Annotated in this window: 25 protein-coding genes and 1 riboswitch; of the genes, 12 read left to right on the top strand and 13 right to left on the bottom strand. The window is 71.0% G+C overall.

Going from position 1 to position 20,338, the window contains the following annotated elements; all coding sequences use genetic code 11:
* Nucleotides 1-74: 74 nt before the first annotated feature.
* Together AB0I42_RS35970 and AB0I42_RS35975 are read left to right on the top strand one after the other, a co-directional pair.
* Complete coding sequence (locus tag AB0I42_RS35970) at nt 75-1,010, top strand: sugar ABC transporter permease (protein WP_357544267.1); 936 nt, start codon at nt 75-77, stop codon at nt 1,008-1,010.
* A complete protein-coding gene (locus AB0I42_RS35975; RefSeq protein ID WP_357544243.1) occupies nt 1,000-1,842 on the top strand; it encodes a carbohydrate ABC transporter permease in 843 nt (280 codons plus the stop codon). Before AB0I42_RS35970 ends, AB0I42_RS35975 begins: the two co-directional genes overlap by 11 nt.
* A gap of 85 nt (nt 1,843-1,927) precedes the next feature.
* On the opposite strand, the gene AB0I42_RS35980 is transcribed toward AB0I42_RS35975, so the two are convergent.
* Genes AB0I42_RS35980 through AB0I42_RS36000 form a run of 5 tightly spaced genes read right to left on the bottom strand, consistent with a single transcriptional unit; the run spans nt 1,928 to nt 6,622 of the window.
* Nucleotides 1,928-2,458, bottom strand: coding sequence for a GNAT family N-acetyltransferase (locus AB0I42_RS35980; RefSeq protein WP_357544244.1), 531 nt, complete (start codon nt 2,456-2,458; stop codon nt 1,928-1,930).
* A 20-nt stretch (nt 2,459-2,478) separates the two neighbouring features.
* The gene (locus AB0I42_RS35985; protein WP_357544245.1) at nt 2,479-2,913 is read right to left on the bottom strand and encodes a PPOX class F420-dependent oxidoreductase; all 435 of its coding nucleotides are present in this window, start codon (nt 2,911-2,913) and stop codon (nt 2,479-2,481) included.
* Complete coding sequence (locus AB0I42_RS35990) at nt 2,903-3,931, bottom strand: aspartate-semialdehyde dehydrogenase (RefSeq protein WP_357544246.1); 1,029 nt, start codon at nt 3,929-3,931, stop codon at nt 2,903-2,905. The genes AB0I42_RS35985 and AB0I42_RS35990 overlap by 11 nt, the downstream gene beginning before the upstream one ends.
* Before the next feature lie 49 nt (nt 3,932-3,980).
* Entirely contained in the window at nt 3,981-5,330 is a 1,350-nt protein-coding gene (locus AB0I42_RS35995) for a pitrilysin family protein (protein ID WP_357544247.1), read from the bottom strand.
* Nucleotides 5,327-6,622 (bottom strand): pitrilysin family protein, encoded by a 1,296-nt coding sequence (locus tag AB0I42_RS36000; protein WP_357544248.1) that lies wholly within the window; start codon nt 6,620-6,622, stop codon nt 5,327-5,329. Before AB0I42_RS36000 ends, AB0I42_RS35995 begins: the two co-directional genes overlap by 4 nt.
* A 60-nt stretch (nt 6,623-6,682) precedes the next feature.
* On the opposite strand from AB0I42_RS36000, the gene AB0I42_RS36005 reads away from it, so the two are divergent.
* Nucleotides 6,683-8,299 carry a metallophosphoesterase gene (locus AB0I42_RS36005; RefSeq protein ID WP_357544249.1) on the top strand — a complete coding sequence of 539 codons (1,617 nt, stop codon included), beginning with the start codon at nt 6,683-6,685 and terminating at the stop codon, nt 8,297-8,299.
* A gap of 13 nt (nt 8,300-8,312) precedes the next feature.
* Here AB0I42_RS36005 and AB0I42_RS36010 read toward each other — a convergent pair whose 3' ends face one another.
* The gene (locus AB0I42_RS36010; protein ID WP_357544250.1) at nt 8,313-8,537 is read right to left on the bottom strand and encodes a hypothetical protein; all 225 of its coding nucleotides are present in this window, start codon (nt 8,535-8,537) and stop codon (nt 8,313-8,315) included.
* A gap of 332 nt (nt 8,538-8,869) precedes the next feature.
* Here AB0I42_RS36010 and AB0I42_RS36015 point away from each other — a divergent pair, with 332 nt between their 5' ends.
* Nucleotides 8,870-9,958 carry a 3-deoxy-7-phosphoheptulonate synthase gene (locus AB0I42_RS36015; RefSeq protein ID WP_357544251.1) on the top strand — a complete coding sequence of 363 codons (1,089 nt, stop codon included), beginning with the start codon at nt 8,870-8,872 and terminating at the stop codon, nt 9,956-9,958.
* Between the two features lie 91 nt (nt 9,959-10,049).
* Here the strand turns inward: AB0I42_RS36015 and AB0I42_RS36020 are convergent, their stop codons facing one another.
* Nucleotides 10,050-10,334 carry a GlsB/YeaQ/YmgE family stress response membrane protein gene (locus tag AB0I42_RS36020; RefSeq protein WP_357544252.1) on the bottom strand — a complete coding sequence of 95 codons (285 nt, stop codon included), beginning with the start codon at nt 10,332-10,334 and terminating at the stop codon, nt 10,050-10,052.
* A gap of 417 nt (nt 10,335-10,751) precedes the next feature.
* Here AB0I42_RS36020 and AB0I42_RS36025 point away from each other — a divergent pair, with 417 nt between their 5' ends.
* Nucleotides 10,752-10,958, top strand: a complete 207-nt coding sequence (locus tag AB0I42_RS36025) for a hypothetical protein (RefSeq protein ID WP_357544253.1) — start codon at nt 10,752-10,754, stop codon at nt 10,956-10,958.
* Between the two features lie 105 nt (nt 10,959-11,063).
* The gene (locus AB0I42_RS36030) at nt 11,064-11,336 is read left to right on the top strand and encodes a hypothetical protein (RefSeq protein ID WP_357544254.1); all 273 of its coding nucleotides are present in this window, start codon (nt 11,064-11,066) and stop codon (nt 11,334-11,336) included.
* Between the two features lie 31 nt (nt 11,337-11,367).
* Here the strand turns inward: AB0I42_RS36030 and AB0I42_RS36035 are convergent, their stop codons facing one another.
* The 3 genes from AB0I42_RS36035 to AB0I42_RS36045 are packed head-to-tail and all read right to left on the bottom strand — an operon-like array spanning nt 11,368 to nt 12,615.
* On the bottom strand, nt 11,368-11,907 hold the full coding sequence (locus tag AB0I42_RS36035; protein ID WP_357544255.1) for a DUF1360 domain-containing protein: 540 nt from the start codon (nt 11,905-11,907) through the stop codon (nt 11,368-11,370).
* 20 nt (nt 11,908-11,927) lie between these two features.
* Nucleotides 11,928-12,299 (bottom strand): hypothetical protein, encoded by a 372-nt coding sequence (locus AB0I42_RS36040; protein WP_357544256.1) that lies wholly within the window; start codon nt 12,297-12,299, stop codon nt 11,928-11,930.
* A gap of 1 nt (nt 12,300) precedes the next feature.
* Nucleotides 12,301-12,615 (bottom strand): DUF6158 family protein, encoded by a 315-nt coding sequence (locus AB0I42_RS36045; protein ID WP_357544257.1) that lies wholly within the window; start codon nt 12,613-12,615, stop codon nt 12,301-12,303.
* Nucleotides 12,616-12,752: 137 nt separating this feature from the next.
* Between AB0I42_RS36045 and AB0I42_RS36050 the strand changes: the two genes are divergently transcribed.
* Both AB0I42_RS36050 and AB0I42_RS36055 read left to right on the top strand, forming a co-directional pair.
* Nucleotides 12,753-13,223: a hypothetical protein gene (locus tag AB0I42_RS36050; RefSeq protein WP_357544258.1), complete on the top strand. Its 471-nt coding sequence runs from the start codon at nt 12,753-12,755 to the stop codon at nt 13,221-13,223.
* 38 nt (nt 13,224-13,261) lie between these two features.
* Nucleotides 13,262-13,573, top strand: a complete 312-nt coding sequence (locus tag AB0I42_RS36055; RefSeq protein WP_357544259.1) for a DUF3817 domain-containing protein — start codon at nt 13,262-13,264, stop codon at nt 13,571-13,573.
* An 80-nt stretch (nt 13,574-13,653) separates the two neighbouring features.
* Here AB0I42_RS36055 and AB0I42_RS36060 read toward each other — a convergent pair whose 3' ends face one another.
* Nucleotides 13,654-13,842 (bottom strand): DUF397 domain-containing protein, encoded by a 189-nt coding sequence (locus AB0I42_RS36060; RefSeq protein WP_357544260.1) that lies wholly within the window; start codon nt 13,840-13,842, stop codon nt 13,654-13,656.
* A 219-nt stretch (nt 13,843-14,061) separates the two neighbouring features.
* Nucleotides 14,062-14,262: a DUF397 domain-containing protein gene (locus AB0I42_RS36065; RefSeq protein ID WP_357544261.1), complete on the bottom strand. Its 201-nt coding sequence runs from the start codon at nt 14,260-14,262 to the stop codon at nt 14,062-14,064.
* Between the two features lie 670 nt (nt 14,263-14,932).
* Here AB0I42_RS36065 and AB0I42_RS36070 point away from each other — a divergent pair.
* Together AB0I42_RS36070 and AB0I42_RS36075 are read left to right on the top strand one after the other, a co-directional pair.
* Entirely contained in the window at nt 14,933-15,859 is a 927-nt protein-coding gene (locus AB0I42_RS36070; protein ID WP_357544262.1) for a helix-turn-helix transcriptional regulator, read from the top strand.
* Between the two features lie 35 nt (nt 15,860-15,894).
* Complete coding sequence (locus AB0I42_RS36075; protein WP_357544263.1) at nt 15,895-16,758, top strand: helix-turn-helix transcriptional regulator; 864 nt, start codon at nt 15,895-15,897, stop codon at nt 16,756-16,758.
* A gap of 67 nt (nt 16,759-16,825) precedes the next feature.
* On the opposite strand, the gene AB0I42_RS36080 is transcribed toward AB0I42_RS36075, so the two are convergent.
* Complete coding sequence (locus tag AB0I42_RS36080) at nt 16,826-17,329, bottom strand: DUF6232 family protein (protein ID WP_357544264.1); 504 nt, start codon at nt 17,327-17,329, stop codon at nt 16,826-16,828.
* Nucleotides 17,330-18,012: 683 nt separating this feature from the next.
* A riboswitch (cyclic di-AMP (ydaO/yuaA leader) is annotated at nt 18,013-18,152 on the top strand.
* A 51-nt stretch (nt 18,153-18,203) separates the two neighbouring features.
* On the opposite strand from AB0I42_RS36080, the gene AB0I42_RS36085 reads away from it, so the two are divergent.
* Nucleotides 18,204-19,151 carry an NlpC/P60 family protein gene (locus tag AB0I42_RS36085; RefSeq protein WP_357544265.1) on the top strand — a complete coding sequence of 316 codons (948 nt, stop codon included), beginning with the start codon at nt 18,204-18,206 and terminating at the stop codon, nt 19,149-19,151.
* A 188-nt stretch (nt 19,152-19,339) separates the two neighbouring features.
* Nucleotides 19,340-20,287, top strand: coding sequence for a hypothetical protein (locus tag AB0I42_RS36090; protein WP_357544266.1), 948 nt, complete (start codon nt 19,340-19,342; stop codon nt 20,285-20,287).
* Nucleotides 20,288-20,338: the final 51 nt, after the last annotated feature.

Consider the following 20,338-nt stretch of genomic DNA (forward strand, 5'->3'; position numbering starts at 1 on the left):
CCTCGTTCCAGCTCGCCCACGCCCTGTTCCCGTCGCTGGACTTCTGCCAGCGCCGGCTGCGCAAGCTGCACGGGTTGGCCCGGTCCACCCCGCCGGCCGCCAAGCCCGCCGACCCGCCCCGCCGGTCCTGGTGGACCACCCGGCGCCGGGACCAGCTCGCCGGGCTGCTGTTCGTCAGCCCGCAACTGCTGGGCAGCATCGTCTTCGTGCTGCTGCCGCTCGGGCTGGTCGTCTACTACAGCCTGCACGAGTGGAACGTGCTCGCCGACACCTTCGACTTCGTCGGCGCGGAGAACTACCGGGCGCTGGCCGACGACCCCAACCTGCCGTCGGTGCTCGGCGCGACCGGGCTCTTCTCGCTCGGTTTGGTCGTCCTCAACCTCAGCCTGGCCCTGCTGCTCGCGGTGCTGCTCAACCAGAAGCTGCGCGGCACGGTCGTCTTCCGCACCCTGTTCTTCTCGCCGGTCGTGGTGTCGCTGGTCGCCTGGACGATCGTCTGGGGCTTCCTGCTCCAGGACAACGGCGGGATCAACGGCCTGCTGGACACGATCGGCGTCGACGGCCCCAACTGGTTGCGCGGCGAGGCGACCGCGATGATCTCGGTCGTCGTGGTGCAGGTGCTGAAGAACGTCGGCCTCAACATGGTGCTCTTCCTGGCCGCCCTGCAGGGCGTGCCGGCCGAACTCTACGAGGCGGCGCGGGTCGAGGGCGCCGGCCGGTGGACCCAGTTCCGCAAGATCACCGTACCGCTGATCAGCCCGACGATCCTGCTCACCTCGATCATCACCGTGGTCGGCTCGCTCCAGGTCTTCGCCCAGATCGCCGTGCTCACCCAGGGCGGGCCGGGGACGTCCACCACCGTGCTCGTCTACTACCTCTACCAGCAGGCGTTCCAGTTCCACCACTTCGGATACGGCGCCACCCTGTCCGTACTGCTCTTCGGGATCGTGCTGGTCCTCACCGTCGTCCAGTGGCAGATGCGCAAGAGGTGGGTCTTCCATGAGCAGTAAGGTGTCCCGCCGCGCCAAGCTCGGCCTGTACGGCGCGCTGCTCGTCCTCGCCGTCCCGTTCGTCTTCCCGACCTGGTGGATGGTCACCTCGTCGTTCAAGCCGATCAGCGACATCTTCTCCTGGCCGCCGAGCCTGCTGCCGGCGAACCCGCAGGTCGACGCGTACCGGCAGGTCTTCGAACTGCAGCCGTTCGCCCAGCAGTACTTCAACAGCGCCTACATCGCCGCCGTCGTCACGCTCGGCACGCTCGCGGTGTCGGCCCTGGCCGGGTACGCCTTCGCCCGCATCCGGTTCCGCGGGCAGAACGCGCTGTTCCTCGTCGTCCTGCTCGGGCTGCTCATCCCGAGCGAGGTCACCATCGTCCCGCTCTTCCAGATGTTCAACACGCTGGGCTGGGTCGACACCCACTGGCCGCTGATCCTGGTGCCGATCTTCGGCGCGCCGAGCGTGCTGGCGACGTTCATCATGCGGCAGTTCTTCATCGCCCTGCCCGGCGAACTGGAGGAGGCGGCCCGGGTCGACGGGCTCGGCCGGCTCGCCACCTTCTGGCGGATCGCGCTGCCGCTGGCCCGGCCGGCCCTCGGCGCGGTGGCGATCTTCACGTTCCTGCACAGCTGGAACCTCTACCTGGAGCCGATCGTGTTCCTGTCCACTCCGGAGAAGTTCACCCTGCCGCAGGCGCTGACCCAGTTCGTCGACGCGTACGGCGGTCCGATGTGGAACATCCAGCTGGCGGCCGCCTCGCTGACCGCGCTGCCGGTGCTGGCGGTGTTCGTGGTGGCCCAGAAGCAGTTCGTCGAGGGCCTGGCCCACACCGGTCTGAAGGGCTGAAACGGGCCCGGCCCACCGGCCGTCCCGTCGAGCGGATGTAGAACGTTTGTGGTTGCCCCGGCGACAACAAACGTTCTACATCCAGCTAGCCCCGCACCCCGCCCGGGTCGGTCGGGAGCGTCAGGTGCATCAGCGGCATCGCCGACGGCGCGAAGCCCATCAAGCGGTAGAGCGGCTCGCCGTCCCCGGTCGCCACCAGATCGACGACCATGATGCCGCGCCCCCGATACCAGTCGAGCAACGCCGCCAGCAACGCTCTGGAGTAGCCGCGCCGGCGGTGGCCGGGCTCGGTCGACACGTTGAAGACGTACCCGATCTCGCCACTCGGATTGTCGGGGGTGCCGAGCCGACGCTCGACCACCCCCACCACGCAGGCCGCCAACCGCGGCGGGCCGGTCGACCCGGCGGGCGCGTCGGCGGGGTCGACGGGCTGGTCGTCAGGGGCGGCCGGCTGGTCGACCACGAAGGCGACCAGCGAGCCGTCCGGCTCCGCCAGCCGGTCACGCAGCGACCGCAGCGCGACCGGCTGCCAGTTCTCGGCCCCCGGTTCACCGATCCCCATGGCCCGCAGCATCAGGCCGCGGAGCCGGACCAGCTCCGCGGCATCGTCCGCCACCGCCCGGCGAACCTCGACCATCAGGTCGGGGGCTGGCCGTAGAGGCGGTCCACCCGCAGGCGCAGCACGAGCCGGCGGTCGGCGACCATGGCCCGGCGGTAGTCGTCCCAGTCCGGGTGCTCGCCCTCGATCGACCGGTAGAGGTCGACCAGTTCCTCCACCGTGGCGTCGGCCGGGTCGGTCGCGACCGGGGTCAGCTCGGCGACGCCCTCGGCCGCCGCCCAGACCCAGCCCTCGGTGGTGTTGACGTGCAGCGTCGCGCGGGGGTCGCGGCGCAGGTTGCGGGTCTTGACCCGGCCGTCGGTCAGCGACACCCGGACCAGCCGCTGCGCCGGGTCGAACGCGTAGATGATGTTCGACAGATGGGGTCGCCCGTCGGGCTGGATCGTGGCGAGCACCCCGAGCCGGTGCCCGCCCACGACCGAGAGCAGGCCCGCCTCGCGGTCAGCCGGCACTGCGCGCGGCCAGCAGTTCGGCGATCTGTACGGCGTTGAGCGCCGCGCCCTTGCGCAGGTTGTCGTTGGAGCAGAAGAACGACAGCCCGTTGTCGACGGTCTCGTCGACCCGGAACCGGCCCACGTACGTCGGGTCCTGGCCGGCCGCCGCGAGCGGCGTCGGTACGTCGGACAGCTCGACCCCGGGGGCGTCGGCGAGCAGCTCACGGGCCCGGGCCGGGGTGAGCGGCCGGGCGAACCGGGCGTTGACCTGCAACGAGTGGCCGGTGAAGACGGGTACGCGGACGCAGGTGCCGGACACCAACAGGTCGGGGATCTCGAGGATCTTGCGGCTCTCGTTGCGGAGCTTCTGCTCCTCGTCGGTCTCCTCGGAGCCGTCGTCGACGATCGAGCCGGCCAGCGGCAGCACGTTGTAGGCGATCGGGCGGGCGAACGAGCGCGGCGCCGGGAACTCCGCCGCCGATCCGTCGAAGGTCAGCTCGGTGGCCCGGTCACTGACCTTGCGTACCTGCTCGTCCAGTTCGGCGACCCCGGCCAGGCCGGCCCCGGAGACCGCCTGATAGGTGGCGACGACCAGGCTGACCAGGCCGGCCTCGTCGTGCAGCGGGCGCAGGATCGGCATCGCCGCCATCGTGGTGCAGTTGGGGTTGGCGATGATCCCCTTGGGGCGGTCGTCGGCGGCGTGCGGGTTGACCTCGGCGACGACCAGCGGCACCTCGGGGTCCATCCGCCACGCCGAGGAGTTGTCGATCACGACCGCGCCGGCCGCGGCGACCTTCGGGGCGAGCTGCTTCGACGTGCCCTTGCCGGCGGAGAAGAGCACGATGTCCAGGCCGCCGTAGTCGGCGGTCTCCGCGTCCTCGATCGTGATCTCGCCGTCCTGCCACGGCAGGGTACGCCCCGCCGACCGGGCCGACGCGAACAACCGCAACTCCGTCACCGGGAACCGCCGTTCGGCGAGTATCCCCAGCATGACGCCACCGACCTGGCCGGTGGCTCCCACAATGCCGATCCTCATGCAGGCGAGGCTACCCACCCCGCCCACGGATACGGCAAGGTCTTTCCCATCACCTCGGACCGTCGTCGACGACCTCGCCGAGGCCGGAGGCGACCAGTTCGTCGCGGATGAGGGCGACGTCGCCCTCGACCACGAGGGTCAGCCCGTGCGGGTGCAGGTGTGCCGCGGCGGCGGCCGACACCACGTCCAGCGGCGCCGACAGCATCGCCTCGCGCAGGTGCGCGTGGTAGTCGTCGGGCAGGCCGTACACGACCAGGGTGGCCAGCGCCGACGCGATCGCCGCCGGGGTCTGCAGCTCGACCGAGAGCTGCCCGGCCCGCCACGACCGGGCGACCGCCAGCTCCTCCTCGGTGACCCCGTCGGCCTGCGTACGGGCGATCTCGCCGACCGCCTCGACCAGGGCGGGTGCGGTGACCGCGGTCTGCACGCTCGAGCTGACGGTGAAGCGGCCGAACCGGCGCGACATCCCGAAGTCCGCCCGGATGCCGTACGTGTAGCCGCGCACCTCGCGGATGAGGTGGTTGAGTCGGGAGGTGAAGGCGCCGCCGAGCACGGTGCCGGCGAGCTGCGTCGGCACGTAGTCGGGGTGCGAGCGGGGCGGGGCGGTGTGGCCGAGCCGCAGCGACGACTGCACCGACCCGGGCCGGTCGACCAGGATGATCCGCCGCTGGGTGCGTACCTGGACGTCGATCGGGGCGCCGGCCTCGACCGGGTCGCCGCCGGTGCCGGCGAACGCCGCCGCGGCCAGCACGTCGAGGTCGATCCGGTCCAGGTCACCGGCGACGAGCAGGGTGCCGGGCCGGCGCAGCCAGCCGGCGTGGAAGCCGGTGATGTCGTCGACGGTCAGCGCGGCGACCGACTCCGGGTCGCCGTCCATGGGGCGGCCGTGCCGGACCTCGGCACCGAACAGGTCGGCCCGCAGGGCGGCGTCGGCCCGGGGTCCGGGGTTGGCCCAGTACATCCGCAGCGAGGTGACCTCGTCGTCGCGTACCCGCTCGACGTCGGCGGGGTCGAGCCGGGGCGTACGGACCGCCTCGGCGAGCAGGGTGACGGCCGGCGCGAGGCGGTCGACCGGCACCTGGACGGTGGTCCGGAACGAGTCCCAGTCGACGCTGGTCGACAGCTCGGTGCCGAGCCCCTCCAGAGCCAGCGCGTAGGCGGCGGCGTCCCGGTCGGTGGTGCCCTCCTCCAGGGCCTTGGCGACCACCCCGGCCAGCCCCTCGCGGCCCAGTGGTTCGCGGCCGGCACCGGCGTCGAGCAGCAGCGTGGCGACGGCCAGGCTCTGGCCGGGCAGGTGCGCGGCGACGACCTCGCCGCCGGCCACGGCCCGCCGGACGACCGGTGGGAAGCGGTACGACCGCGGCTCGCCCGGCGCCGGGCGTTCGCTGATGAGCGTCACGCGCTCTCCTCCTCGGGCAGATACGTCAGGGTGACCCGGTCCTGCGGGCGCAGCACCTCGGCGGCGACCTCGGCCACCCGGTCGGTGGTGACGGCGAGCCAGTTCGGCAGCCGGTCGGCGGCGCGGGCCGGGTCGCCGAACTGGGTGGCGTAGCGGCTGAGCAGGTCGGCGCGGCCGTCGACCCGGGCCAGCCCACGCCACCAGCTCGTGGTGAGCAGCGCCTTGGCCCGGTCGAGTTCGGCTTCGGTCACCCCGCCGGCGGCGACCTCGTCGAGCAGTTCGACGAGCCCGGCCTCCAGCTCTTCGACGGTCACGCCGGGCCGGGCGGTCGCGGTCACGATCAGCGGCGCGGGGGCGTGCGCCAGGTCGACGCCGTACGCGGCGATGTTGTCCGGCTGGGCGATCCGGGCGCCGTCGGCGAGCCGCTGGTAGAGCCGGCTGCCCCGGCCGCTGCCGAGGACGGCGGCCAGCACGGTGAGGGCGTCGTATCCGGGGCTGCCGAACGGGTGGGTGCGGTGGCTCAGGTAGATCCGGGGCGCCGGCACCGAGGCGCGGACGGTCTCGCGGACCGGGGTGCCGGTGGCCGGCACCTGGCGCCCGTCGGGCGCGGCCGGGATGTCCCGGCGTGCCGCCAGCGCCCCGAAGTAGCGCTCGGCCAGGGAGAACACCTCGTCGGCAGAGGTGTCGCCGACGACGGTCAGCACCGCGTTGTTCGGCGCGTAGTAGGTGGTGTGGAACGCCTGGAACGTCGGCAGGTCGGCGGCGTTGAGGTCGTCCATCGACCCGATCGTCGGGTGGTGGTACGGGTGCCCCGGCGGGTAGAGCAGCGGGAGCAGGCGCAGCCAGGCGTCGCCGTACGGCACGTTCTCGTAGCGCTGCCGGCGCTCGTTCTTGACCACCTCGCGCTGGTTGTCCAGCGTCTCCTGGGTCAGCGCCGGCACCAGGCCACCCATCCGGTCGGCCTCCAGCCACATCGCGAGCGCGAGGTGCTCGGCCGGAACGGTGTCGAAGTAGTTGGTGCGGTCGGGGTTGGTGCTGGCGTTCAGCGAGCCGCCGGAGCCCTGGATCAGTTTCATGTGCTCGGTCTTGGCCACGTTGACCGATCCCTCGAACATCAGGTGCTCGAAGAGGTGGGCGAAGCCGGTCTGCCCGTCGGGCTCGTGCCGGGACCCCACGTCGTACCAGAGGTTGACCGCCACGACGGGGGCGCTGCGGTCCACGCTGACGACCACCCGGAGCCCGTTGTCGAGGCGGGTGGTCTCGATCGGCCACGGATAACCGGTCACAGACATGGGCCGACGCTATCCGATCACGGTCTGGGAGGGTGGCACGGCTGGCCGGATAATGGCGCGGTGGAACTGCTCTGTACGCCGTATCTGCTGGATCCGGGGCCGGACCGGACGCATGTGGTGTGGCACACCGAGTCGCCGGGACCGGTCCAGGTGGTACTGGTCGGGTCGGCTGTGTCCGGCTTGTCCGAGGCGGCGGCGCTGGCCGCGGCGACCGGGCCGGACGGGGCCGGACCGGGCTGGCGGCGGATCGTGGCGGTCACCACCGCACTGAGCCGCACCCGGGAGGACACCGACTCACGGGTGCCCGGCCGGCACTACCACCGGGTCCGGCGCCGGCCCGTCTACCGGCACCTGGCCACCGTCACCGACCTGCCGCCGGGTCGTACGCCGTACCGGGTGGTCGCCGCCGGCCGGGTCGGCCGGGCCACGGTCACCGCCACCTACCGGCTCGCCCCGGTCGCCGGCCCGGACCAGCCGGTACGCCTGCTGCTGAGCAGCGACCACCAGCTCAAGCAGATGGTCCCCGCCAACCTGGAGAAGGTCGCCGAGACCGCCGGGGTGGAACTGGACGGGGTGCTGATGGCCGGCGACATGGTCAACGTGCCGGACCGGGCCAGCGAGTGGTTCGACAGCGGCACCGGGCGGGCGTTCTTCGCCGCGTTCGGCGGGCGGGCCGAGCACCGGCTCGCCGGCCGCCTCTACCGGGGTGCGCCGATCCTCCAGCACACCCCGATCTATCCCACGCCCGGCAACCACGACGTGATGGGCCGCTGGTCGGACGCCACCACGCTGGAGGAGCAGTTCAACGATCCGGCACCGGACGACTGGGACGTGACGACGTACTCGGAGCTCTTTCCGCTGCCGGCGAGCCCGGAGGGCGGGCCGCGCTGGTGGTCGCGCACGATCGGCGACGTCTGGGTCGCCTCGGTCTTCGCCACCCTGGTCTGGCGGCCGAACGGCGGGTACGGCGGCGAGGGCCGCTACCGGGAGCCGGCCGACCGGCTGGCGACACCGGAACGCTGGGGCGGCGGCCAGTTCATCTTCGAGCCGGTCCGGCGCGGGTCGGCGCAGTTCGCCTGGCTGGAGCGGGAGCTGGCGGGCGGCCCGGCGCGGGCGGCCCGCCACCGGGTGGTGATGTTCCACCATCCGGCGCACGGGCTGGGCACGCACTCGGTGCCGGCGTACACCGACCCGGTGCGGACGGTGGTCCGGGACGAGGTGACCGGCGAGGTCACCGAGGTGCGGTACGACTATCCGCTCGAGGCGGACCACATCCTGCGCGACCTGGCGCCGCTGTTCGACGCCACCGGGGTCAACCTGGTGCTCAACGGCCACTCGCACATCTGGAACCGGTTCCGCACGCCGGCCGGGGTCAACTGGCTGGAGACGTCGAACGTCGGCAACAGCTACGGCGCGTACGACGTGACCTCCGGCCGCCGGCGCGACGCCCCGGACGGCTACCCGCTGCAGGGCGATCCGGGCGGGCTGGCGCCGGTGCTCCCGACCGTCGCCCCGCTCACCGACGCCTCGGGCCGGCCGCTGCCGTACATCGCCAGCAACGACGTGACCGCGTTCTCGATCCTCGACTCGGCGGCCGGCGTCGTACGGTCGTACCGGTTCGACACCGGGGAACCCGACTCGGCGGTGGTGCTCTTCGACGAGTTCCCGCTGGGTTGAGCCGGCGCTCCGGTCAGTCCGGCGGCTCGGTCACGGTCTGTTCGGAGGTACGCCGTTCCAGGATCGTGTCGGGCGCGGCCCCCGGATCCGCCGTACGCCGGTCGGACTCGGCCAGGATGGCCGTCGCCTGGGCCCGCGCGTCGTCGCTGCCGGCCGCCAGTTCCTCGGGAAGCAGGCGGAGCGCTCGCGATTCGGCCCGTTCCCGGTCCGGGTCCCGTTCGGTGGTCTCTGCACTCATACCGACCTTCCATACCCCGCCGGGCGGTCCGCCACGCGCGCGACCGCAGGGGCGCCGGGGATCCGCGCCGCGCGGCCGCCGGGCGGGCGTCCCAGGACGCGGAACGGTGGGGGGCGGGTGGGCCCCGGTCGGGTAGGGTTGGCCGCGTGTGGCGCTCCTATCGATGGTTTGGTCAGCCGGCCCTGGTGCCGGTGACTCGGCTATGACCTGACGTCACCACACACCAGAGCCGGCCAGGGCAGGGGCATCGTCCCTGCCCTTTCGCATGCGACGAGCAGCCGGCTCTACCGCGGGACACCGGCCCCGGGTGGCTGGCGGAGGGACTACCCACGATGATCAGCACCGGCACCGCCCGGGTCACCGACCAGCGCATCGACCGCGTCGTACCGCTGACCACCCCGGCCCTGCTGCACCACGAGCTGCCGCTCGACGACGCGTTGACCACGGCCGTACTAGACGGTCGACGAGCCGTGGCCCGGGTACTCGACCGGGTCGACGATCGCCTCCTGGTCGTCGTCGGCCCGTGCTCCGTACACGATCCGGCCGCGGCGCTGGACTACGCCGACCGGCTGCGGGCGACGGCCGGACGGCTCGCCGACGACCTGCTGATCGTGATGCGGGTCTACTTCGAGAAGCCCCGCTCCACCGTCGGCTGGAAGGGCCTGATCAACGATCCCGGCCTGGACGGTTCCGGCGACGTCAACACCGGCCTGCGGAAAGCCCGGTCGCTGCTGCTCGACGTGCTGCGGCTCGGCCTGCCGGTGGGCTGCGAGTTCCTCGACCCGATCACCCCGCAGTACATCGCGGACACGGTGGCCTGGGGCGCGATCGGCGCCCGGACGGTGGAGAGCCAGGTGCACCGGCAACTGTCGTCGGGGCTGTCCATGCCGATCGGCATGAAGAACCGCCCGGACGGCAGCGTCGGCACCGCGGTCGACGCGATCCGCGCGGCCGGGGTGCCGCACGTCTTCCCCGGCATCGACCTGTCGGGCACGCCGGCGATCCTGCACACGCGGGGCAACGCCGACTGCCACCTGGTGCTGCGTGGTGGGCGCGGCGGCCCGAACTACGACGCCGAGTCGATCGGGGAATCGTTGGCACTGCTGCGGGCGGCCGGCCTGCCGGAGCGGCTGGTCGTCGACGCGAGCCACGACAACAGCGGCAAGGACCACCGCCGGCAGCCGGTGGTGGTGGAGAGCATCGCCGAGCAGTTGGCGGCCGGCCAGCGGGGCATCACCGGGGTGATGCTGGAGTCGTTCCTGGTCGAGGGCCGGCAGGATCTCGACCCCACCCGCCCGCTGGTCTACGGCCAGTCGATCACCGATGCCTGCATGAACTGGGAGCGCACCGACTCGGTGCTCACCACCCTCGCGGCGGCGGTCGCCGCCCGCCGTACGACGATCGGGGCCGCTCAGGCGTGACCTTCCGACCGGGCGGGCATCGGACCGGATGCCCGCCCGGGTCCGGCGTACGGATCACGTGCGCCGGACGTTTCGCCGCGGCGGCGAGGGGTCAGCGCTGCGTCCGGCCGCCGGCGGGCCGGCTGCCGGTCAGGCGGGCGGCGATGTAGACGAACAGCACCGCGAGCCCGACCTGGATCGCGTGCCGGATCCAGTCGATGCCGGCGGTTTCGCCCACCCCGAAGACGTCGGCGATGATGCCCCCGAGCAGCGCGGCCGCCACGCCGACGCCGATGGTGACCCAGATCGAGATGTTCTGCCGGCCGGGCAGCAGCAGCCGGCCCAGCATGCCGATGATCGTGCCGGCGATGAGCGCCCACAGAATTGTGCCGATCATGACTCCTCCTCGAAGCAGCCCGGCACCCCCGCGGACCGGTTTGTGGGCCGCCCTGCCGGGATCATGCTGCTCCGAGGGTAATCCGGACAGTTCACCATATGATGAGAAATGGTCGATCTGCCGTACTATCCCCGACCCGCTGGCGTGACGAGAGGCGGCGGGCGCGGGACGAAAAAGAGCGCCGCCCAGGGCGGTGACCCTGGGCGGCGCCCGGTGTCGGTGTGCAGGTCGCCTCTCGGCGAGTGGCACGACGCGGCTCCAGCCGAACGGTATTCCGCGAAGGCAGTTGGGTGAGGCCCGGGGACACTGGACACACCGACGGTGGGTACAACCGCCGTCCCCCGCCCGGTGTTCCGGCCCGTTCTGTGCCACCCGTCACAGCGTTTGCCGCTCCGGAACCGGGGTAGCTGATCCACCGTGACCGACGAACTGCCCAACCGCGACCTCGACCGGCTGCTTGACGACATCTACTTCGGGCAGGAGCGGGTCACCCAGGCGGAGATCTACCGGCGGGCCATCGCCGCCGACCTGCCCGCCGGCCTGCTCACCCGCATCGGTGCGATGCCCGAGGGCGAGTACGCCATCGACGAGGCCGCCGACCTGCTGGGCGGCAGCGTCGCCTGACCGGTACCGGCGGTCACCCCGCCACTCCCCCGCCCCGCCCAACCGGCCACGGCCCGACCGGTCACCGGGCCGCCGGCCGACCGGTGCCGTACCGAGGAGACGAACATGAAACGCGACGACCCGGACGACGAGTTCCTGGCCCCCCTCGGCGAGCCGGTCGAGGCGACCCGCCCCGGCGCCACCGAGGAACAGGCGACCGGCCCGGATGCCACCGGATCGGACGCGACCCGGCCGACCCCCTCCAGTGCCGAGGAGGACGGCGACTTCGCCGACGAACACGACCAGACCGCGGTCGACGACGACGTCCTCACCGGTGAGGACGCCGACCGCGAGCCCGAGGCACCGCGCGGCTGGGCGGGACTCGAAGAGGAGCCGTAGCCCACCCGGGCCGACCCCTGCCGGTCCCGGCCTACGGCTTACCTCCACCGTGGCCGGGGCCGTCCGCCGCCCGCTGCGCGACCGCGTACCCCATCTGCAGGAAGTCCGAGACGGCGACCGCGGTGAGCGCGGTCGCCACCAGGCGGGTCAGCCGGGGCGCCAGCACCAGGCCGCCGGTCAGCCCGGTGGCGACCCAGACCGCCAGGCAGAACGGGCAGCTCAGCAGTTCGCCGATGGCGTGCCGGGCAGCGCTGCCCTCGTCCCGTACCTGCTCCATCACCTCGCCGCTGCCGATCGGCTTGTCGTAGCTGGTGAACGGTGCCCGCAGCGGGCTGGTCACGGCGTCCTTGGACAGCAGCCGGCTCAGCTTGTGCGTAGCGATCGACAGCAGTACGACGTCCGAGGTCGCGGGCCGCTCCGGCACCGGGCGGTGGGTCGCCTTCGCGGCCGCACCGAGCCCCGCCGCCACTGCGGCGTACGTCCCCATCGCGGCGAGATAGCCACCCAACGGGCGGTGTTCGTGTGGCGCGTACGCCCGCCGGAGCCGGCCGAGCCGGTCACGGATCCGCATGTGGGTACTCCCAGTGGTGATCAGCCGGCGGTGAGGTTGTCGGCGACCTCGCGGGCGAGACAGGTCAGCGCCTCCTCGGCGATCCCGGTCAGCCGGTCGGGCGGGGTGTCGGCGTCGGCGTCGAGCCGGAGCCGTACCAGCGCACCACCCGCCGGTACGTCCTCGACCCGTAGGAACGCCGACCAGTTGCGCCCGCCTGACGCGGGTGACGTCCCAGGGCCGTCGTCACCCGCCGTGTCCCAGCGAGCCTGCATCGGCTGGTCGGTCGCCATCCGGTGGTCCGCTTTCAGCAGCGGCTCGGGCAGCCAGGCGCCCATCCGGTCGGGGTCGGTCGCGGTGTTGAAGACCACCTCGGGGGGCGCGGACATGCTCCGCTGGGTGTCGACCGGCATGTCAGAACCCGCCGCGCAGGCGCCCGGCGTCGACCTCGCGGCCGGGATGCCGGGCCAGGTATTCGGTCTCCAGTTCCGCCGTCCGCCGCAGGTGGGTGGCGAGCGCGCTGTCGGGGGCGTGCCGCAGGGTGTCGAGCCGGGTCCGGTGCAGGCTGCTCATCTCGCGGATCAGGTCCTCTTCGGGAAGAGTGGTCGGGTCGATCCCGATCTCGTCCTCGGCGAGACCGGTCGCGGTGCCGACCCCGTCGCGGATGTGGTCGCCGTCCCACTCCCCGATCCGTTGCTCCGGGCTCACGTCGCGTAGTGATTCGGTCATCGTCGCTCCCGGTGTCTCGTTACCGTGCGTCTTTCCGGGATGGTTGCCCGGAGCGCACGGCGCCAAACCCGCCCGCACGGACACCAACTACGACGGCGCGTCGGAGACCGTCCGGCGCCACCGGTACGCTCGTGGCCATGAAGCGGCTGTTGACCCCGTCGTGGATCGCCCGGCATGTCGGCGCGGTCGCGCTCGTGGTCGCCTTCAGCGCGCTCGGCTGGTGGCAGATCAGCCGGGCCATCGCCGGCAACGCCCTGAGCTGGGCGTACGCCGTGGAGTGGCCGGTCTTCGCCGGCTTCGTGATCTTCGTGTGGATCCGCGAGGTACGGCACACCCTGCGCGGCGACTCCCCCGACGCCGATTCCGCCACCGGCCCGCTGGACACCGCCGAACCGGCCCGGGCACTGGCCGCGACCGGCGTGGCCGGCCCGGTGGGTGCGCCCGCCGATGCCCGCGGGCCCGGCGGCGCGGCTGGCATCCGCCGGCCGGTACGCGCCGTCCGCCGGACCACCACCGCGGACGAGGACCCGGAACTGGACGAGTACAACCGCTATCTGGCCTGGCGTAACGCCAACCCCGACGCGCGCATCAGCGACTACCCCGGCTGACCCCGGGCAGCGAGAAGGACAAGAAGGAGAGGAACACCGTGGGCGGAGCCCTGACCCGATACCGCGTGATCGCCTACATCGTGGGTGTCGTGCTGATCGCGCTCGTGGTGGTCGGTATGCCGATGAAGTACATCTGGGACGACCCGATCGTCGTCGAGACGATCGGCCCCGGGCACGGCTTCCTCTACATGGTCTACCTGGTGGCCGCCTTCGACCTGGGGCGGCGGGCCGAGTGGCCGCTGAGCAGGATGGCACTGGTCATGCTGGCCGGAACCGTGCCGTTCGTGTCTTTCTGGGCCGAGCGGGTCGTCGCGAGATGGGTCCGTGAGCCGCAGCCGGCCACCAGCTGACCCGCTTCGGACTGATGCCGGTGAGCGGTCGGCGGCGACGCCGGCCGACCACCGGCACCCGGGTCACTTCCGTCGCACGGTCAGCCGTGCAACTCCCCCGTCCTGAGTGCGACACAGAAGCTGGTCCAACTGTCCGGGTCGATCGCGAGAACCCCCCCGTCGGGGTACTGCGAATTGCGTACGAGCACCTGCCCGGACCGGTAGGCCACCTCGACGCAGTTGTGGGCCTCGCACCGGCTACTCCGGCGCCATCTCTCCGACTGTCCCATCTGATTCACCTGTCCCTCCCCGGGTTCAGGCGAAGGCACGGTGTGCCCCCCACACCCTCGCCGTCACCGTCAATTCTGCACGACGGCCACAAGAGCCGAGCGTCGCTCACGTGAGTGAATGAGTTGCCTGGTCAGCGGGTACAAGCGAAGCAGTGGGAGGCTTCCCCATGGCCGACAAGCCCGGTCGGACTCGCCGGCCCGGATTCGGTCTGCGGGAATCTACCGAAGATCAAATGCTCCGGCTCGGACGCCGGCCACAAAGTCCGCCCAAACCGATTCAGCGAAGGTGATCTGGTCCATCGGGACCGAATTGTTCCGCACCGCAACCTCGCCACCACGGTGGGCAACCTCGAGGCAGTTGTGCGACTCGCACCGCGAACTCTTCCGCCAAGATCCGATGGCAAGCATTCCCTGGGACATCCGAACTCCGACTCTGCGAAAAGTACTCAAAATAAAAGCCGCGGGGACTCCCCACGACTATCACGGGGGCAACCCGCGACGGCAAAACCTTAGACATTAGATCGCCTTTGCGCCTAGCCTCCAACACCGACACGGCACCACGGCCAGAAAAACCTGGCCAAGTCACAGCCTGTAGTGCGCCGATGCCAGCGGCATGATGTTGGCACTCCCACCATCAGCCGGAGTCGCGCTAGTTCGATTACGCACTCATAAAACTCCGACCACTGCACACCAGGTTCGCCATGCGCGAGTCCGGACAGACCCAGAAGGATGACTACCAATGGTTCCAACAGGGAAACGTCAGGTGATCTACCACCGACCGGGCTGCGGTCACGAGGCCAGGTCGGAGCAGGCGCCACATCGCCGCCAACAGTTGAGCCCCCTGGAAAAGGGCGCTATCGAGGTGTAACCTTCCACCAGACTCGCCATATGGCAGGTTGCCGCTAGCCAGGTGGCAGATAGCAGCGGCAGATAGCAACACAGTCCCCAAACAGCAGCGCAGTCCCCAACAGCGGCGCGGCGCAAACGGCAGCACCACGGAAAACAGCAGCACAGGTGGAAGACAGCAGCGGCAAGGCAGCAAGGTCGGGCCCGCCGGGCCTGCGGGCTGTCGAGCCCACGTAACCCGATCTTGGCTCTCGTCGGCACATTGGACCGCCGTGCACCAAGGGAGGACCAGCCGATGACGACAGTGCACGGTCCGACCGTCGGGCGACGCCGGCTACGCTCAGCGCTACGCCGCGCCCGTGAATCCGCCAAGTTGACACAAGAGCAAGTCTCGACGGCTATGGACTGGTCGCTGTCCAAGCTCATCAGGATCGAGGCCGGTAGCGTTTCGATCTCCACCAACGACCTCAAGGCGCTGCTCCAGCACTACCGCATGACCGACCCGGAACAGGTCGCGGAACTGATCGACCTGGCTCGCGTCGCGCGTCGCCGGACCTGGTGGTCGCAGTACAAGGACACCTTGCCCGCGCCGTTCGTCGCCTACGTCGGGCTGGAGCTCGAGGCGTCCAAGATCTCGTTCTTCGAGTCCTCCGGGATTCCGGGCCTCCTGCAAACCGAACACTACGCCCGCGCGATGGTCACCGCCGCCGTGGCCGCATCGGCGGCCACGCCGGTGGATCCGGACGAGTTCGAGACGGTGGTCGCCCTCCGGATGCGACGTCAGCGGGAAATCCTGCACCGCTCCGATCCGCCGGCCATCGATGTGGTCCTCGACGAGGCGGTGCTGCACCGGCAGACGGGTGGGCCCGCCTGTATACGCGAACAGCTCGGGCACCTGATAACCGTCGGCGGTTGGCCAAACGTGACCATCCAGGTCCTGCCGTTCGCCGCCGGCACCTACGCCAGCCAGGGTCCTTTCATCATTCTGAGATTTTCGGAACCGGACGACGACGCGGTGGTGTACCTCGACGGCGTACACAGTCAGGACATCGTCGACCGGCCCGACCTCGTGGCGCCCTACCAACAGACGTTCCAGCGGCTCCGGGAGATGTCCCTCGGGCGCGACGAGTCGATCGCCACGATCGACCGGATCGCCCGCCAGATCGGCTGACGATTCCCGGCTCCGGTTCGGTGAGGAGGCCACCGATGACCGCGCTACACGGAGCGACGATCGGACGCCGGCGACTGCGCTCGGCACTGCGGGCGGCCCGGGAGGGTGCCGGCCTCACCCAGGAACAGGTCGCCGACGCCATGGACTGGTCGCTGTCCAAGGTGATCCGGATCGAGGCCGGCGCCGTCTCCGTCTCCACCAACGACGTGAAGGCGCTGATCAGCCACTACCGGCTGACCGACTCCGAGCAGGTCGCGGAGCTGGTCGCCCTGGCCCGGGTCTCCCGTCGCCGGGCCTGGTGGTCGCGATACCGCGACGGGCTGCCGGCGCCGTACCTGTCGTACATCGGGCTCGAGGTCGAGGCGTCGAGCCTGCTGGTCTTCCAGTCGGTCGGGATTCCGGGGCTGTTGCAGACCGACGCGTACGCGCGGGCCAGCACCGTCGCCTCGTTGCGCTTCGCGGTGGAGCCGTTCGATCTCGACATCGTCGACGACGTACGGGCACGCCGCCGGCACGAGGTGCTGGACCGGGCCGACCCGCCGTCCATCGAGGTCGTACTCGACGAGTCGGTGCTGCACCGGCAGACCGGCGGGGCGCTCTGCCTGCGCGAGCAGTTGCGGCATCTCGTCGAGGCCGGTCGCAGGTCCAACATCACGATCCAGGTGCTGCCGTTCCAGGTGCCGGACTACGCGGTACGCTCCCCGTTCATCGTCGTCCGGTTCCCGGGTACGGGTGACACCGACGTGGTCTTCGTCGGCAGTCCACTGTCGCAGGACCTGACCGACACGTCGGACACGGTGGAGCCCTACGTGGCTGCCTTCCGGACCCTCCAGGGCATGTCGCTGGAGCCGGCGGCGTCGCTCGCGCGCATCGCGCGGATCGCCGACGACCTCGGCTGAGGCCGGGGTGGGCCGGACACGCGGACGCGGACGGATCCGGCAGGGATCCGCCCGCGTCGTGGTGCGGTCAGCGTACGGTCGGCCACTGGCCGGCGGCGGCCATCGGGTCGGCGATGCCGCCGTACCGGGCGGCTTCCTTGGCCCGGAGCAACGCCCGGGAGACCTGTCCGTACACCCGTTCCTGGTCGGTGCTGAAGACCATGACGGCCCGGCCGCGGATGTCGGCCCACAGCTCGTACGGCCTGGGCCGCAGCCGGTATCCGACGGCGGCGGTCAGCATGGGCACCATGGCGGCGGCGCCGAGGGCCAGGTAGGTGGCGGGGCTGATGGTGTGGAGTTCGCGGACGAAGCCGAGGGTGACTCCGATTCCGGCGACCACCGCCGCGGTGACCAGCATCGACCGGACGATGAGTGGATCCCGTCGGCCACGCCCGGTCCGCAGGTTGGTCAACTCCCAGATCGGGTAGCGCCGTTTGCCGATCACGAACCACTCCGTCGTGATGTAGAGACCGGGCTGGCGGTAGATCGTGGCAGGTGTCCGGCGGGTTACCCATTCGGGCTTTCCGGACATGGCCTCTGTTGGGCGGGTGGGTTGGCGGGTAGCATTCACGAGATGCCTCCAAGGGCTCGTGACGCGGGTCGGCGACGCAGATCAAGATCGACGTGAATCAAGATCGACGTAGATCAAAATCGCCAGCGTTCTGAGATCGGCACGTGTCTCAAAAGATCCACATGCGGTTCGAAAGATCGGCATCTGATGGCAGTCAGGTGCCGATCGCCTTCTCGTTGCGGCGCCGGTTCCGCGAAACCTTTACGGCCTAACACCATTGTGTGGACCCGTGCGCCAAAAGAGAAGGGGGGCGATGTGCAACCTGGCACTTTTACAGGCGGCAGGTGGCCCCCTGGACACCCATAGCCACCACAATGCACACATTTGATCCGATTGATACCGCCAAGAGCGACAAATAGCCTCAAACAACAATCAATCTTGGCAAGATCGACTTTTGGCTGCAGCGCCCGCCGCGCGGCCCACCCGCGATCCCGATCGAGCCGGCGATCGACGCAGCGCGCGGCGACGACAACGGACAGTAAGCACATCGCGCCCGATCAGGCAACTTCGCTCCACATCACGCAGCCGCCCTCTTTCGGTTGATTCGGACCACGACTAGGTTGGAGCCGCTGGTCCGGTCGTCAGCCAACCCCCTCGGGAGGCGCCGGCCCGGCGCCGCCGAATCACCGGTCATCCATTGTCGACATCCGATCACGCTGCGCAGTCGACCGGACCGGTGAACCGGGAACCCACCGGCACCAAGGGGTGAATCCACGTTTCGTGGTAGGGCGATCTTCCCGCCCGAATCCGTCAGCTAACCCGGTAGGCGGCTGGATCACGTCGATCGGGCGTGACCCGGGGAAGAAAGGCTCTGCCTGTATTGTCGCCCGCCCGGATGCTGCTGCGCGCCGTCGTCCTGACCGGCATCACCATCGGCCTCGTCGTACCCGCCACGGGTGCCGCCGCCGAGCCGTCGGTCAGCGAGCTGACGCAGCGGATCAACAAGTCGTCGACCGAGCTGGAGAAGGTCGTCGAGTCCTACAACAAGCTCAACGAGGAGATCAAGGCAACCAAGGCGGCCAAGACCGCGGTGGAGGCCAAGCTCGGACCGCTGCAGGAGCAGTTGGCCCAGACCGAGGTCGAGGTCGGCACGATCGCCGCCCGGGCCTACAAGTCGGGCGGCCTGGACACGATCCAGGCGATCCTCACCGCGAGCGAGAACGGGTCGCTCGTCGACCGCCTGGGCACCCTGGAACAGCTCGCCCGCGAACGCCAGTCCCAGGTGAGCGGGTTCACCGCGACCCAGCGCGAATACCTGGACGAGCAGGCACGGCTCGACGCCACCCTGGCCCGCGAGACCGCCCAGGCCAAGGAACTCCAGGCCGGCAAGAAGAAGATCGAGGCCGACCTCAAGAAGCTGTACGAGATGCGGGAACGGGCGTACGGCGCGGCCACCAACCCGGGCAGCTCCTACAGCGGCAGCATCCCGGCGGTCTCCGGGCAGGCCGGTGTCGCGGTCCGGTTCGCGTACGGCGCCATCGGCAAGCCGTACGTGTGGGCGGCCTCCGGCCCGAACGGCTACGACTGCTCGGGTCTGACGCTGGCGGCGTGGCGGGCGGCCGGCAAGTCGCTGCCCCACAACGCGGCCATGCAGTGGGATCGGGTGGCGAAGATCAGCCGGAGCGCACTCCAGCCGGGTGACCTGGTCTTCTACAGCAACCTCGGCCACGTCGGCATCTTTGTCGGCAGCGGCAAGGTGATCCACGCACCGACCTTCGGCGAGAGCGTCAAGATCTCCAGCGTCGACATGATGCCCCCGTACGGCTACGGCCGGGTCCGGTAGAGCACTCCTGCCGCCCGGCGGCCCCGCCGTGCCAGTCGCACGCCGGGGCCGTCGGGCGGTCCGGTGACCGGATCGCGAACACCGCAAGATCGCCGTTTCGGCGCCGATAACGCAGTCGACTGCACATTCGGCGCCGAAACGGCGATCTTGAACGGCGATTGTCGTAGGACCGCCCCATGCTGGCCGGCATGACAGACCTCCCCGCGGTCCATCGGACCGTTCTGCCAGCTCTGCCCCCGTTCTCGTTCGACCTGAGCCTGCGTGCCCTCGACGGCTTCGGCCCGGGCGCCGGCGACCATCGCCGCACCGGCGACGCGGTCCGCAAGGCGCTGCTGCTCCCCGCTCCCGCCGGCCGTCCCGACCGGGCGGTCGTGGTCGAGGTCGCCGCGGCCGCCGGCCCGCCCGGTGTCACCCTGACCGTCTTCGCCGACGTCCCGCTGGCGCCGGCCGACCTGTGCGCCGTCGAGCGGCTGGTCGCCCGCTGGTTCAGCCTGGCGGACGATCCGGCGCCGCTGCTGGCCGCCGCCGACACCGACCCGGCCATGGCGCCGCTGCTGCCGGTGCTTCGCGGCCTGCACCAGGTCCGGTTCGCGTCCCTCGCCGAGGGCGCGGTCTACTTCACGCTCACCCAGCGCAGCACGCAGTGGTTCGCCGCGGCCCGCAAACGGCGCCTGACGGCCGACCTGGGCACGACCGTCCGGCTCGACGGCACCGCCTACACCGCGTTCCCTTCGCTGGCGACCATCGCCCGGCTGACCGACGACGAGCTGACCGGCTACACCGGCCACCGGCAGCGCACCGAGCGCCTGCGGGGCGTCGTCGAGGGGATCGCCGCCCTCGACGAGGAGTGGCTGCACACCGCCCCCTACGACGAGGTCCGCGCGGCCCTGCTCGGCGTCGCGGGCGTCGGCCCGTTCACCGCTCATTCGCTGCTGCTGCGGGTCCTCGGCCGGCCCGACGACGCACCGCTGGAGATGGCCCAGTTCGAACTGGTCGCCCGGGCGGTCTACGGTGATCCGCCGCCGTCGGCCGCCGAGATCCGGGGCCGCTACGGGCGCCACACCGGCTGGTGGGCATACCTGGCCCGGGTCGGGCTGGGCTGGCTGCCCGACCCCGCCCCGGCGGCGGTGGGCTGAACGCACGAAGCGGCCGGCGCGGCCCGCGGGGGGGGGCGGCGGGGCGGGTGT

The sequence above is a fragment of the Polymorphospora sp. NPDC050346 genome (genome assembly GCF_040655695.1).
GTDB classification, from domain to species: Bacteria; Actinomycetota; Actinomycetes; order Mycobacteriales; family Micromonosporaceae; genus Polymorphospora; species Polymorphospora lycopeni.

Coding starts and splice junctions, on each gene's coding strand:
- AB0I42_RS35975 (WP_357544243.1), top strand. CDS start 1,000: ATGAGCAGTAAGGTGTCCCGCCGCGCCAAGCTCGGCCTGTACGGCGCG.
- AB0I42_RS35990 (WP_357544246.1), bottom strand. CDS start 3,931: ATGAGGATCGGCATTGTGGGAGCCACCGGCCAGGTCGGTGGCGTCATG.
- AB0I42_RS36000 (WP_357544248.1), bottom strand. CDS start 6,622: ATGTCTGTGACCGGTTATCCGTGGCCGATCGAGACCACCCGCCTCGAC.
- AB0I42_RS36010 (WP_357544250.1), bottom strand. CDS start 8,537: ATGAGTGCAGAGACCACCGAACGGGACCCGGACCGGGAACGGGCCGAA.
- AB0I42_RS36015 (WP_357544251.1), top strand. CDS start 8,870: ATGATCAGCACCGGCACCGCCCGGGTCACCGACCAGCGCATCGACCGC.
- AB0I42_RS36020 (WP_357544252.1), bottom strand. CDS start 10,334: ATGATCGGCACAATTCTGTGGGCGCTCATCGCCGGCACGATCATCGGC.
- AB0I42_RS36030 (WP_357544254.1), top strand. CDS start 11,064: ATGAAACGCGACGACCCGGACGACGAGTTCCTGGCCCCCCTCGGCGAG.
- AB0I42_RS36035 (WP_357544255.1), bottom strand. CDS start 11,907: ATGCGGATCCGTGACCGGCTCGGCCGGCTCCGGCGGGCGTACGCGCCA.
- AB0I42_RS36040 (WP_357544256.1), bottom strand. CDS start 12,299: ATGCCGGTCGACACCCAGCGGAGCATGTCCGCGCCCCCCGAGGTGGTC.
- AB0I42_RS36045 (WP_357544257.1), bottom strand. CDS start 12,615: ATGACCGAATCACTACGCGACGTGAGCCCGGAGCAACGGATCGGGGAG.
- AB0I42_RS36050 (WP_357544258.1), top strand. CDS start 12,753: ATGAAGCGGCTGTTGACCCCGTCGTGGATCGCCCGGCATGTCGGCGCG.
- AB0I42_RS36060 (WP_357544260.1), bottom strand. CDS start 13,842: ATGGGACAGTCGGAGAGATGGCGCCGGAGTAGCCGGTGCGAGGCCCAC.
- AB0I42_RS36065 (WP_357544261.1), bottom strand. CDS start 14,262: ATGTCCCAGGGAATGCTTGCCATCGGATCTTGGCGGAAGAGTTCGCGG.
- AB0I42_RS36075 (WP_357544263.1), top strand. CDS start 15,895: ATGACCGCGCTACACGGAGCGACGATCGGACGCCGGCGACTGCGCTCG.
- AB0I42_RS36080 (WP_357544264.1), bottom strand. CDS start 17,329: ATGTCCGGAAAGCCCGAATGGGTAACCCGCCGGACACCTGCCACGATC.
- AB0I42_RS36085 (WP_357544265.1), top strand. CDS start 18,204: ATGCTGCTGCGCGCCGTCGTCCTGACCGGCATCACCATCGGCCTCGTC.
- AB0I42_RS36090 (WP_357544266.1), top strand. CDS start 19,340: ATGACAGACCTCCCCGCGGTCCATCGGACCGTTCTGCCAGCTCTGCCC.